The organism is Bradyrhizobium sp. McL0616 (assembly GCF_049993385.1).
Lineage (GTDB): Bacteria > Pseudomonadota > Alphaproteobacteria > Rhizobiales > Xanthobacteraceae > Bradyrhizobium.
The window spans coordinates 1,096,983-1,109,096 of record NZ_CP188255.1 but is presented as its reverse complement, the minus strand read 5'-3'; the positions used below and the strand labels follow the sequence as shown (position 1 = coordinate 1,109,096).

14 protein-coding genes are annotated in these 12,114 nt (G+C 64.5%); 8 read left to right on the top strand and 6 right to left on the bottom strand.

Features of this window, described 5'->3' with window-relative positions; translation table 11 throughout:
• Positions 1 to 22: 22 nt before the first annotated feature.
• Positions 23 to 352: a LysR substrate-binding domain-containing protein gene (locus tag ACPPVR_RS05360; protein WP_426616033.1), complete on the top strand. Its 330-nt coding sequence runs from the start codon at positions 23 to 25 to the stop codon at positions 350 to 352.
• On the opposite strand, the gene ACPPVR_RS05355 is transcribed toward ACPPVR_RS05360, so the two are convergent.
• Together ACPPVR_RS05355 and ACPPVR_RS05350 are read right to left on the bottom strand one after the other, a co-directional pair.
• The gene (locus tag ACPPVR_RS05355; RefSeq protein WP_426613216.1) at positions 233 to 1,492 is read right to left on the bottom strand and encodes a PepSY-associated TM helix domain-containing protein; all 1,260 of its coding nucleotides are present in this window, start codon (positions 1,490 to 1,492) and stop codon (positions 233 to 235) included. The genes ACPPVR_RS05360 and ACPPVR_RS05355 overlap by 120 nt on opposite strands.
• Positions 1,485 to 1,814 carry a substrate-binding domain-containing protein gene (locus tag ACPPVR_RS05350; protein WP_426613215.1) on the bottom strand — a complete coding sequence of 110 codons (330 nt, stop codon included), beginning with the start codon at positions 1,812 to 1,814 and terminating at the stop codon, positions 1,485 to 1,487. The genes ACPPVR_RS05355 and ACPPVR_RS05350 overlap by 8 nt, the downstream gene beginning before the upstream one ends.
• A gap of 357 nt (positions 1,815 to 2,171) precedes the next feature.
• On the opposite strand from ACPPVR_RS05350, the gene ACPPVR_RS05345 reads away from it, so the two are divergent.
• Genes ACPPVR_RS05345 through ACPPVR_RS05330 form a run of 4 tightly spaced genes read left to right on the top strand, consistent with a single transcriptional unit; the run spans position 2,172 to position 4,801 of the window.
• Complete coding sequence (locus ACPPVR_RS05345) at positions 2,172 to 2,624, top strand: MarR family winged helix-turn-helix transcriptional regulator (RefSeq protein ID WP_426616032.1); 453 nt, start codon at positions 2,172 to 2,174, stop codon at positions 2,622 to 2,624.
• Between the two features lie 55 nt (positions 2,625 to 2,679).
• Positions 2,680 to 3,249, top strand: coding sequence for an isochorismatase family protein (locus tag ACPPVR_RS05340; protein WP_426613214.1), 570 nt, complete (start codon positions 2,680 to 2,682; stop codon positions 3,247 to 3,249).
• On the top strand, positions 3,246 to 3,575 hold the full coding sequence (locus tag ACPPVR_RS05335) for a hypothetical protein (RefSeq protein ID WP_426613213.1): 330 nt from the start codon (positions 3,246 to 3,248) through the stop codon (positions 3,573 to 3,575). Before ACPPVR_RS05340 ends, ACPPVR_RS05335 begins: the two co-directional genes overlap by 4 nt.
• Positions 3,572 to 4,801: an MFS transporter gene (locus tag ACPPVR_RS05330; RefSeq protein ID WP_426613212.1), complete on the top strand. Its 1,230-nt coding sequence runs from the start codon at positions 3,572 to 3,574 to the stop codon at positions 4,799 to 4,801. The genes ACPPVR_RS05335 and ACPPVR_RS05330 overlap by 4 nt, the downstream gene beginning before the upstream one ends.
• A gap of 9 nt (positions 4,802 to 4,810) precedes the next feature.
• Here the strand turns inward: ACPPVR_RS05330 and ACPPVR_RS05325 are convergent, their stop codons facing one another.
• Positions 4,811 to 5,695 carry a dihydrodipicolinate synthase family protein gene (locus ACPPVR_RS05325; RefSeq protein WP_426613211.1) on the bottom strand — a complete coding sequence of 295 codons (885 nt, stop codon included), beginning with the start codon at positions 5,693 to 5,695 and terminating at the stop codon, positions 4,811 to 4,813.
• Between the two features lie 176 nt (positions 5,696 to 5,871).
• Between ACPPVR_RS05325 and ACPPVR_RS05320 the strand changes: the two genes are divergently transcribed.
• Both ACPPVR_RS05320 and ACPPVR_RS05315 read left to right on the top strand, forming a co-directional pair.
• A complete protein-coding gene (locus tag ACPPVR_RS05320; protein WP_426613210.1) occupies positions 5,872 to 7,284 on the top strand; it encodes an FAD-binding oxidoreductase in 1,413 nt (470 codons plus the stop codon).
• A 6-nt stretch (positions 7,285 to 7,290) separates the two neighbouring features.
• Entirely contained in the window at positions 7,291 to 7,971 is a 681-nt protein-coding gene (locus tag ACPPVR_RS05315) for a GntR family transcriptional regulator (RefSeq protein ID WP_426613209.1), read from the top strand.
• Between the two features lie 6 nt (positions 7,972 to 7,977).
• Here ACPPVR_RS05315 and ACPPVR_RS05310 read toward each other — a convergent pair whose 3' ends face one another.
• Together ACPPVR_RS05310 and ACPPVR_RS05305 are read right to left on the bottom strand one after the other, a co-directional pair.
• On the bottom strand, positions 7,978 to 8,223 hold the full coding sequence (locus ACPPVR_RS05310) for a hypothetical protein (protein WP_426613208.1): 246 nt from the start codon (positions 8,221 to 8,223) through the stop codon (positions 7,978 to 7,980).
• Positions 8,204 to 8,491 (bottom strand): hypothetical protein, encoded by a 288-nt coding sequence (locus tag ACPPVR_RS05305; protein WP_426613207.1) that lies wholly within the window; start codon positions 8,489 to 8,491, stop codon positions 8,204 to 8,206. Before ACPPVR_RS05305 ends, ACPPVR_RS05310 begins: the two co-directional genes overlap by 20 nt.
• A gap of 171 nt (positions 8,492 to 8,662) precedes the next feature.
• Here ACPPVR_RS05305 and ACPPVR_RS05300 point away from each other — a divergent pair, with 171 nt between their 5' ends.
• Complete coding sequence (locus tag ACPPVR_RS05300) at positions 8,663 to 10,684, top strand: YgiQ family radical SAM protein (RefSeq protein ID WP_426613206.1); 2,022 nt, start codon at positions 8,663 to 8,665, stop codon at positions 10,682 to 10,684.
• A gap of 299 nt (positions 10,685 to 10,983) precedes the next feature.
• Here ACPPVR_RS05300 and ACPPVR_RS05295 read toward each other — a convergent pair whose 3' ends face one another.
• Positions 10,984 to 12,063, bottom strand: a complete 1,080-nt coding sequence (locus ACPPVR_RS05295; protein ID WP_426613205.1) for an alpha/beta hydrolase — start codon at positions 12,061 to 12,063, stop codon at positions 10,984 to 10,986.
• Between the last annotated feature and the right edge of the window lie 51 nt (positions 12,064 to 12,114).

Sequence of the window (12,114 nt, the reverse complement as noted above, 5' to 3'; positions counted from 1 at the left end):
CGAGCCACGTCAAACCAATCCAATGATGCTGTTCCGTTGGTGGCATTTTGCGGACGGCTGCGCCTATCGCGTCGAAGCGCTCCGTAGCCTGCGCCTGATGGGACGCGAATGGACCATCTCTTGCGAAGCGCGCAGCCTCTCGGCGCTGGTCGGCGCCGTCAGAGCCGGCCTCGGCTACGCGGCTTTGCCGACCAGGCTGGGGATGCGCAAATCGCTGCGGCAGGCGAGCGATCTAGCGGACCTGCCGCAGCTCAATGCCGTCGAGCTCGCCCTCGGCATCGCCGAGCGCTGCAACCTGCCTTTCGCCCGCGCGATCGGTAGCATTATCACTGAGCGTTGCGCGCTGGCGTGATGGCCGCAGCTTGCGGCGCGACAGGTACAACAGCACGCCGGTGACCGCGAACAGCGGCATCAGCACTGCTGCAATCATGAACGCAAGCTTGCCGGGCCAGCCCAGGACCGCGCCGCGGTGAATATCGAGCACGCTCGCAATGGCCTTCTCGCCGAGCGTCCTGTCGGCATAGCGCTCTACGGAGACGACCTCGCCGGTGACGGCGTCAACGCGGAATTCGTCGCGCACGCTTTCGAGCGTTGAACCGTTCTGCCACGACCGAACGCGTATCACCGTGCTCTGGCCGGCCGGCAGCATCAGCAAGGCTCGACCGAAATGGCTGCCCTCTTCGTGCAGGAAGGTTGACCACGCGCGATCGAATCCGATCGGCTGAACCGTTTCGCGGCCGCCGGCCCCGCGCGCCGCCTTGGGCTGCATCTTCGCCGCGGCCACCTGCGGGCGCGACAGCAGCCAGACGACGCCATCCTTGTACCAGTCGAACGAGTACCAGAGCCCGGTGAGCGTCATCACCAGATAGACCGGCAGCACCCAGGTGCCGATGACGGCATGCAGCGATCGGTGCAGGCCGCGACCGCTGAGCCCGAGGTTCGGTTTCAGCCATATCTTCACGCTGCTTGCGCGGCGCGGCCAGCGCAGCACGACGCCCGAGATCAGCATCACGATCAGGCCGAGCGCGGCAACGCCGGTGATCTGGCGCCCCCACCCCTTGGAATCGCCGGGGATCAGCAGCCAGCGATGCAGCCTACGCACCATCGTAAAAAATTCCTCGCCGCGCGGTGTTCCCAGCACGTGGACGTCATAGGGATCGACATAGAGCGAGGACGGCTGGCCACCCTGCTCGTCGCGGGCAAAGCGAACATGCACGGCCGCAGACGGGTCGCTCGAAAGCGTCATGGCGGCAACCTTGCCAGCATCCGGCACCGCCTTCAGGCGCGCGACCAGTTCGTCCGGCATCAGCGCCGGCGCCGTTCGCGGCGCGACCTGCATGATGCCAGCATTGAGATGATCGACGATCTCGTCCTCGAAGCCCATGATCGCGCCGGTCAGCGCGATCAGGGACAACAGCAGTGCGAGCGCGAGGCCCGCGATGGAATGAACCTGAAGCAGGAGCGCCTTGATCCTGTGTCCCAGCCTAGTCATCGAATCCGACTCTCTTGACGAGCGCGACTGCAACCTGCTGGTGCCTGCTGATCTCGTCGATCGATAGCGCGTCGGCATCGAACGGGTCCATCTCGGCCACGATCGGAGCGCGCTCCGCCGCGCCAAGCACGGGATATTCGAGCTCGGCGGCGGCAAATATCCGCTGCGCCGCGGGCGCGACGAGGAATTCGAGGAATTTTTCCGCGGCTGCCCGATGCGGCGCGCGCTTCGCGATGGCTGCGCCGATGAGAAGACCTGCACGGCTCTTGCCAGCACGATTTCGATGACAGCGAACGCGCTGGCCATCCACAGGGGCACGCACTTTCGATTCACTTCCAAGTCAGACACAGCATCGAAGCTGGTGCGTCTAGCAGCCGATTTGAATGAAGAGAACCGTAGGTGGACTTGAATCGCTCTAGTGTTGAATCGTTCTAAGAGCGGTCGTGATCACGAGACGATGCGCTGATCCAGCGCCACGTGTCGCCGACGACGCAGCAGTTTTGGCGGGCGCGCAGCGACGGGTCGCCATGTCGCGCAATCAATCCGCGATCCGCGATCTTGCACAACTTTCCCATGTCGTCATTGCGACGGTCGGTATCCGCCGGCTCACGTCTTGTTGTTCAGCTTAACTGCGCAGATATTCTTTACAGTTTATCTTCATATCTGTATTGGATCCACTATGATCAATTCGGCAGACCAACGCCCGTCCGCACGCGCCGGCGCGCTCGCAGAAGACCTGCGTTCGCTGATCGGCAGGCTGAAGCGCCGGCTTCGCGAACAGGCAGGCCCGAGTGACCTGACGCCCTCTCAGGTGTCCATCCTGCTGCGGCTGGAAAAGGACGGCCCGGCGACAGTGTCGAGCCTGGCGCGATCGGAAAAGATGCGTCCGCAGTCGATGAGCACCGCGGTCGCCGTGCTTCAAGCCGCAGGCCTGGTCGGCGGTGCACCTGATCCGGAAGACGGCCGTCAAACCATTCTGTCGCTGACAAAGGCGTGCCGCGACTGGATCCGGGTCGGTCGCGCCGCGCGGCAGGATTGGCTCTCGCGCACCATTTCGGCGCGGCTTTCATTGCGGGAGCAGGACGAACTGGCCGCTGCCGTCTCCTTGCTCAAGCGGCTTGTCGACGATTGACGCGGCCTCGCCGCATCCGTCGCGCGAAACAGTCTGCTGCCGGAAGGATACAATCATGGCTCTCACGACGCTCGACCCGGTCACGGCCCTCATTGTCGTCGACCTGCAACGCGGCATCGTCGGCTCACCACTCGCCCATGCCATGAGCGACGTCGTGGGGCGCGCCAGTGCGCTGGCCGCTGCGTTTCGGCGGCATCGCCTGCCGGTCGCGCTGGTCAACGTCGATGGTGCCGCGCCGGGCCGCACGGAGCGGCCGCGCCCTGCCGGTCCGTTACCCGACGGATGGACCACTCTCATTCCGGAGCTTGATCAACAGCCCGGCGATATCGCCGTGACCAAGCGGACATGGGGCGCATTCGCCAGCACCGATCTCGAAAGCCAGCTGCGATCGCGCGGCGTCACACAGGTCGTCATTGTCGGCATCGCCACCGGCACCGGCGTCGAATCCACCGCGCGCCAAGCCTACGAGGCCGGCTTCAATGTCACCCTGGCCACCGACGCGATGACCGATCCGCGGTCAGAGGCCCACGACTACAGCATCGCAAACGTCTTTCCGCGACTCGGCGAGAGCGGCTCGACGCAGGCGATCATCGAACTATTGGCAACACGGAGCGCGCAAATATGAACTGGCTTCATCTGGCTTCCTATTTCTTTGGCGGCGCCTTTCTGGCGAACGCAATTCCGCATCTCGTCAGCGGCCTGAGGGGAGAGCCGTTCCAAAGCCCGTTCGCGCAGCCGCGGGGGGAAGGGCTGTCCTCGTCGACGGTCAACGTGCTCTGGGGCTTCATCAACATCATCGTCGGGTATCTCCTGGTTTGTCGGGTCGGAGAGTTTGCTCTGCTGGACACGCCCGATGTCGCCGCACTCGGACTCGGCGCGCTGCTCCTCAGCCTCTTTTGCGCGCGACATTTCGGCCGGTTCCACGGCGGCAACACGCCGACGGGTTCGTGAGCGTGGCGGCCGCGGGCACGTTTCGCTCGCTGCGGAACTTCAATTACCGCGTCTGGACTGCGGGCGCGCTGGTGTCCAATACCGGAACGTGGATGCAGCGTGCCGCCCAGGACTGGCTCGTTCTCACCGAGCTCACGCAGCACAATGCGTCGGCTGTGGGCGTAGTGATGGCGCTCCAGTTCGGACCACAGCTCCTGCTGATGCCGTGGACGGGTTTTGTGGCCGACCACTTCAACCAGCGACGAATATTGATCGCGACACAGGCGACGATGGGCGTGCTGGCCCTGGTCCTTGGCCTTCTCACTGTCACCGGCTTGGTGCAGCTCTGGCACGTCTACGTATTTGCCTTCCTGTTCGGCTGTGCCGCGGCGTTCGACGCCCCGGTGCGCCAGACATTCGTGGCCGAGCTTGTCGGCGATGGCGACCTCTCCAATGCCATCGCGCTGAACTCGACGTCCTTCAACGCCGCACGGATGATCGGGCCCGCGATCGCTGGGATTGTCATCGCCTCGATCGGCACCGGATGGGCATTCCTGATCAACGCCGCCTCCTTCGTGGCGGTGCTTGGCTCACTCTCCCTGCTGCGCGCCTCGGAGCTTCGCCCGAACGCGCGGGCCCAGCGGGCCAAGGGCGGCATGACGGAGGGCTTTCGCTACGTGTGGGCGCGTGCGGATCTCAGGGCGATCATGATCATGCTGTTCCTGATCGGCACGTTCGGGCTGAATTTCCCGATCTTCATCTCGACCATGGCGGTCACCGTCTTCCACACCGATGCGCGCGGCTTTGGCCTGCTGTCGTCGACGATGGCGATCGGCACGATCTCTGGCGCATTGCTGGCCGCAGGGCGCGCCCAGCCGCGGTTCGTCTCGCTGCTGCTCGGGGCTGCAATTTTTGGCACCGGCTGCACGCTGGCCGCGCTTGCACCCAGCTACTGGCTGTTCGCAGGCAGCCTGGTCGTGATCGGTGTCGCCGCCCTGACGGTCACCAATACCTCGAACAGTCTGATGCAACTCTCGACCGAACCGAGGATGCGGGGACGCGTGATGGCGTTACGCCTCGGCGTCGCGCTTGGTGGCACGCCCATCGGCGCCCCGATCGTCGGATGGGTGGCGGATCACCTCGGCCCGCGCTGGGCGCTTGGTGTCGGTGCTGCATCAGGCTTTGCCGCAGCGCTCGTGGCGATCCGCGCGATGTCAGCACGCACCTCGAGCGATTGCCGCGAATGAGGAGCGATCTTACGCGATGGCAGGGCTGGTCAGCTCGTCCAGCTTCGACTTGAGCGCGGTGCCATCAGTCAACGCGCGCAACGGCGGCCGCACGCGCAGCCAGGCTGCATCGTCCGTCTGCGTGGCAAGAATGGCCTTGAGCGTCGGAAGGAAGGATGGCGACTTGACCACGATGTCGACCGCGGCCTGCATGCGCGATTCGACATCCTTGCCGTCGATCATCGCCTTGACCAGCTCTGGCGCGATGTTGGCCATGCCGCAGATGGTGCCGGCGCCGCCGCCGGCGATCGCGCGGGCGATGTCGGTCTCATTTCCGACGGTGATGGCGAGTTCGGGCGCCGCGGCGCGGAACGCCTGGAACTGCTTGAAGTCGCCGCTGGAGTCTTTCAGGCCCGCGACTGTCTTGCCGTAGCGCTTGCGCAGGTTAGCTGCAACGCTGGTCGGGATCGCGACGCCCGAGATTTGCGGGATGTGATAGAGCACGGCGCGCAGGCGATCGTCGGCGACGCCGTCGATGATCGCAGCGAAGGCATCCTCGATGCCGGCGGGCGTGACGTTGCGATCGAAGTAAGGCGGCAGGAACAGGACGTGGCGCAGGCCAAGGCCGAGCACCGCGCGCGTCAGGGCGATGCTGTCGCTGATCGCGGGAAAGCCGCCGCCGATGCCGATGCGCTCCGCGGCGACGCCCGCCTTGAGCAAGGCTTCGACGGTCGCGACGCGTTCTCCGACATTGAAAGAAGTCCCCTCGCCGGTGGTGCCGAACAGCACGACGCCGTCGACACCCTTGCCGAACAGCTGCTTGGCATGAGCGACGAGCCGCGCGGAATCTACGCTGCCGTCGGAAGCCAGCGGTGTCGCCGACGCCACCCAGAACCCGCGAATTGCCTCCGTCATGACACCACCCATTGCTGCGGCCTTCGAACTAAGCCTCTGATCTCCAACGATCTTCGGGGCTCATCGAAGCCTTGTTTTTGCTTTACTTTTCACCTTGTACCTTACATACAAGATGGATGCAATTCCCTCGCCGCGATGGCGCACGGGCGCCCGGCCAGATCTGCAAGAGGTCTCACATGGACATGGTGACCCCCGCGGGACATCCCGACCAACTGCTCGGCGCGTTGCGCGACAAACTCGGTGCGGCTGCTGTACTGACCGGCAGCGACGTGCCCGCACGCAATCACAACGACTGGAGCGCGAGCCTGCCGCAAACGCCGCTCGCGGTGATCCGGCCGCTCGATGCACAGGGCGTTGCCGATGCGATCGCAGCCTGCCGGCAGGCGCATCTGCCGTTCGTACCGCAAGGCGGATTGACCGGGCTCTGCCGCGGCGCCTCACCCGAGGCGGGCTGGGTCGCGATCTCGCTGGAGCGCATGACAGGCATCGAGGAGATCGATCGCGCCTCGGCGACGATGACGGTGAAGGCTGGCACGCCGCTGGAGGTGATTCAAAAAGCCGCCGACGAAGCCGGCTTTTTCTTTCCGCTCGACCTCGGCTCGCGCGGCTCCTGCGCGATCGGCGGCAATCTCTCCACCAATGCCGGCGGCAACCGCGTGATCCGCTACGGCATGACGCGCGAGCTCGTGCTCGGCCTGGAGGTGGTGCTGCCTGATAGCACCATCATCACCAGCCTCAACAAGCTGATGAAGAACAACGCCGGCTACGATCTAAAACATCTCTTCATCGGCTCGGAAGGCACGCTCGGCATCATCACCCGCGTCGTGCTGCGGCTGTTTCCGAAGCCGCGCTCGACCATGGCCGCGCTGTGCGCGCTGAAGGACTATGCGGCGGTGATCGCGCTGCTCGACGCGTCACGCTCCGGGCTCGGTCCGCTGCTGTCGGCGTTCGAGGTGATGTGGCCGGACTATTGGGACGTGATCACGACGCGCGCCGGGGTGAAGCCGCCGGTCGCCGCGGGCCATGGTCTCTACGTGCTGGTCGAGGCGCAGGGCACCGACGAGAGTCTCGACGCGCCGCGCTTCCAGAGCTGGCTCGAAGAATTGATGGAGCGCGGGCTGCTGGTCGACGCCGCAGTCGCGCAATCGCTGGCGCAGACGCAAGCCTTCTGGCGCGTGCGCGACATCTGCGCCGAATTCGGCCAAGTACTGGGGCCGCACATCTCCTACGACATCGGCCTTGCGGTGGCGCGCATGGACGAATTTGTCACACGCTGCAAGGCCGCGCTCGCTGACGGCATCAAGGGGTGCGAAAGCGTCTATTACGGCCATATCGGCGACGGCAATCTGCATCTCGTCTCCTGGGTCACGGGTCTCTCCGTCGAGCAGCAGCCGAAGGAGGAGATGGATACGATCATTTACGGTCTCGTCCGCGAGCTGGGCGGCAGCGTCTCCGCCGAGCACGGCATCGGCACGCTGAAGAAGAAGTGGCTTGGATATGCGCGCAGCGACGCCGAGATCGCGCTGATGCGGACACTGAAGGCCGCGCTCGATCCCGATCACCTGCTCAATCCCGGCAAAGTGATCTGAGAGCATATGCGATCGCTGAAGCTCAATACGCCGAAGTCGCTGTCGCAGCGGGTGATGCAGCGGCTGCGCCAGGCCATCATCGACGGCGAGTTCGCGCTGGGCGCTGCGATCTCCGAGGAGATGGTGGCCAATTCCTTTGGCGTCAGCCGCACGCCGGTGCGCGAGGCCCTGGGCCAGTTGCAGGCGCAGGGGCTCGTGGTGATCCGGCCGCAGGTCGGCAGCTTCGTGTTCACGCCGAGCGCCGAGGATATCAACGCGCTCTGCACCTTCAGGATTGCGCTCGAACCCAAGGCCGCCGAGTTCGCCTTTCGCCACGACCGCGACGGTACGGTCGCGGCGATGAGCGAGGCGATCGCAGCGATGGAGCCGGCGGTCACGGCGAAGGACAACATCGCCTACGGGCGCGCCGACGCGGCCTTCCACGAAGCGCTATTTGCCCATTGCGGCAACCACTATCTCGTCGAATCCTACCAGCTCGTCTCCGGCCGCGTCGCAGCGCTCCGCACCAACCTGACCTCGCCGATCGACGTGCGCACCCGCACGTCCTTTGACGAGCATCGCAGGCTGCTTGATTTGTTCGCCCGCGGCGAATTCTCCGACTTTGAAAAACTGATGACGACGCACATCACCAATTCAGGCGTGGTCTATGCCAAAGCCTTGAAAGTGGAAGTGCCGAAAGTGGATTGAACGCGGCTAGCGCCCGCCTTTCGATCCGGGCCTGTCCAGAAAATCCAGCGCGGTGTTGATCTGCTCGAGCTGGTGCTCGATCCTGTCGCGGTCCTCGACCGTTTGCGCCGTCTCAAGCTGTTCGACCAGCTTCTGCTTCCGCGCCAGCAAGTTCTCTATGACCGTACTCACAAGTCCCCCATCGCCGGTCCCTCGGGTGGGAATGTTCGTGGAGGCAGATGGTTCCTGGCCGTCAGGAATGTCCTTGCGCATGGAGCACGCGCAACTCCCGTGCGGGCCGTAGCGGGAAGCCGGAAGACGGCTCGCTGATGAGCATAGGCGGCGCACGCAGTGCTCCCTGGGGCGAGGCGATACTCGCCAGCAAAACCGACGCAACAGGGGTTTGGGCGACGGAAACCGAGAACACCGCCAGCAGCGCGCAGAGCATGCAGAGTCTCATCCGCACCGTCCTGCGATCCGTGATCGGCAGGAACAGGAAAAACATCATCGCCAGGATCAGCAGCGCATCGATCAGAAACATCGGTCTCTCCCTTGAAACTGGGAGGAGGATGACGCGGAGCGGCCGGCCGGTATGTGGACGGCATCACACACCGCCAAGGCGCCCGCGAGGCCGGAATGCCGTTAAGGGAACCGCGGTTCTTCACGTGCCCGTTGGTTGTATTCGGGGCTCCAGAGTCCTATGCGTATGCGCATGGACACCCAAATCATCACCGCCGAAAAGCCCCTGATGGCCCAGGCGCGGCCGCGCAAACCGGCGCCGTTCCTCCCCATGAGCCGCGCCGAGATGGACGCGCTCGGCTGGGATGCCTGCGACATCGTGCTGGTGACGGGCGATGCCTATGTCGACCACCCGAGCTTCGGCATGGCGATCATCGGCCGGCTGCTGGAGGCGCAGGGCTTTCGCGTCGGCATCATCTCCCAGCCGGACTGGCTTTCGGCCGAGCCGTTCAAGGCGCTAGGCAAGCCAAACGTGTTTTTCGGCGTCACCGGCGGCAACATGGACTCGATGGTGAACCGCTACACCGCGGACCGCCGCCTGCGCCATGACGACGCCTATACGGCTGGCGGCGAAGGCGGCAAGCGGCCGGACCGCTGCACCGTCGTCTATGCGCAACGCTGCCGCGAGGCGTTCAAGGGCGTCCCGGTCGTGCTCGGCGGCATCGAGGCCTCGCTGCGCCGGATCGCGCATTACGACTATTGGTCCGACAAGGTGCGCCGGTCGGTGCTGGCCGATGCCAAGGCCGACCTCTTGCTCTATGGCAACGCCGAGCGCGCCGTCGTCGAGGTGGCCAACCGTCTTGCCGCGGGCGAAGCCCCGCGCGATCTCGATGACATCAGGGGCGTCGCGCTGTTCCGCCGGGTGCCCGAGGATTACGCCGAACTGCATGCCGACGATCTCGATTCCGCCGACGAAGGCGCATCGCGGACGAAAGGCTTAACCGTGATCCGGCTGCCAGCGCTGGAGCAGGTCGAGCAGGACAAGGAAGCTTATGCCCGAGCCTCGCGCGTGCTGCACCGGGAGAGCAATCCAGGCAATGCGCGGCCGCTGGTGCAGCGTCACGGCGACCGCGATCTCTGGCTCAACCCGCCGCCGATCCCGCTGACCAGCGACGAGATGGACGCGGTCTACGACCTGCCCTATGCGCGCGCTCCGCATCCGTCCTACGGCGAAGCCAAGATCCCCGCCTGGGACATGATCAAATTCTCGGTGACGATCATGCGCGGCTGTTTTGGCGGCTGCACCTTCTGCTCGATCACCGAGCACGAAGGCCGCATCATCCAGAACCGTTCGGAGGGCTCAATCCTGCGCGAGATCGAAAAGATCCGCGACAAGACCCCCGGCTTCACCGGCGTGATCTCCGACATCGGCGGCCCCACCGCCAACATGTACCGGATGGCGTGCAAGGATCCCAAGGTCGAGGCGGCGTGCCGGCGGCCGTCCTGCGTCTTCCCGGAAATCTGCCCGAACCTCAACACCTCGCATGACGATCTGATCCGGCTCTATCGCAAGGTGCGCGAGACCAAGGGCATCAAGAAGGTGATGGTCGCCTCCGGCGTGCGCTACGACCTCGCGATCGAGAGCCCCGAATATATCAAGGAGCTCGTCACCCATCACGTCGGCGGTTATCTGAAGATCGCACCCGAGCATACCGAGCGCGGCCCGCTCGACAAGATGATGAAGCCGGGCATCGGCGCCTATGACAAGTTCAAGCGGATGTTCGATGCCGCGGCCGAACAGGCCGGCAAGAAATATTACCTGATCCCCTACTTCATCGCGGCGCATCCGGGCACGACCGACGAGGACATGATGAACCTCGCGCTGTGGCTCAAGAAGAACCGCTACCGCGCCGATCAAGTGCAGACCTTCCTGCCCTCGCCGATGGCGACCGCAACGGCGATGTACCACACCGGCGTCAATCCGCTGCGCGGCGTGCGCCGCGGCGGCAGCGACAAGGTCGAGGCGATCAAGGGGCTGCGTCAGCGAAGGCTGCACAAGGCCTTCCTGCGCTATCACGACCCCGACAATTGGCCGGTGCTGCGCGAGGCGCTGAAGGAGATGGGCCGCGCCGACCTGATTGGCTCCCGCCCCGAGCAGCTCGTACCCGCGCATCAGCCCCCCGGCACCGGCAAGGCTGCCGGCACGCGGCGGCCGGTACGTCCCGGCGACAAGACGCAGCGGTTCACGACCAAGGGCCTGCGGGTGATGAAGTAGCGGATGGAGCGGGGTGCGTCCCCGCTCAGCCTGCACTTTCGTGCGCCGTCCAACAAAAAAGTCGAAAACAACCCCATGCACAGTAGCCGGCATTAGCCGGATCAATGGCTTAAGGCACTTTGTCGAGACGTTGACCCGTCGGGCAAAACAGGCGCACGATGTCATCATCGGGCGAATGGGATGAGAAACCCTTACCGCTCCTCAGTATCGACATCCTCATGCTTCACGCCGTTTCCCGCGCGCAGGCTTTTCCGCGCCTGTTCGACCCGCTGCAGGAAACCATTCAAGCCAACCGGAGACTACTCCGCCAACCGCGCGAGCGGCCCCGCAGCCGGCTTCTGTTCACCGAGCGCCTGGCCCTGCGCCATGCGTTGGCGGATCATTGCGACAACCGGGCCTACCTGCTCGAACGCGCGATCATGTGCGTCATCGCCGGCAACGGCCAGTTTCGTCAGGTCGTAGACGTCGATCCGGTCGCGCGCGAGTTCGGTTCGGTAGGGCTCCTGGGTCGGGTCGATATCGCCCAGGCGGGCAACGTCACCCCAGATCGTCTTCGACAACGAGAGCGCGCCGTCGTCCCGCGAGACAAACAACGAGATCGGCGGTCGCGCGCCGCCCATCCGGTTCAATTGCGAGCGGAAGACATCGACATCCACGTCGGGAGCCACCAGCATCACATTCTTCAGCTTGCTGCGTCTCGACGCGACAGCCGTGGCACGGATCGCACGCGTCCGCAGCGCTTCCAGCGCGATCCAATTGCCCATCGAATGAGCCAGAAGATAGACTTCACTGACGGCGGGCGAGCTATCAAGCGTGCCCAATAGATTGTCGAGCGCGTCTCGCGAGAAATTGGCGCTTTCCCGATCATAGGTATAGGCGCGCAGCCTCAATTCGCCGCGCGATGGCCAGGTGAAAAGCACGGGAACGACTGGCACCTTCGAATCGTGAACGATCTGCGCGAAGCGATAGACCGCATCATCGAAGCGGTTGTTGAAGCCGTGGACGAAGACAAGCACCTTGTTGCGACCGGTCTGCTTCATGGTCGCAGTGACAGACGCAGCAAAATGCGTCCTGTCGAGATAGTCCGCCGACACGGTCGTGAAATCTCGTTGGGGGTCACCGGGCAGGCCCGCAGGCCATTGCACCTCCCCGATCTTCCGCGAAGCATCGGGCGGTATCGAGACCGTCACCTCGGCAAAGGACAGCTCGTCCGAACGCTCACCGCTGAACATCTCGCCGGGATCGAGATCCGATCGCTTGCGATTGGTGACGACATAGATCGGGACATTGGTGTTTCCCGCGGCGACCTGCGCTGTGGGAATGAGAACGCCCTGCGACGGACGTCCGGCGCAGCCACCGAGCACCGTTGCGACCGACAAGGCCAACAAAACCCAGGGAGCAATGATGCGACTTGTCCCGGCCAACGACAA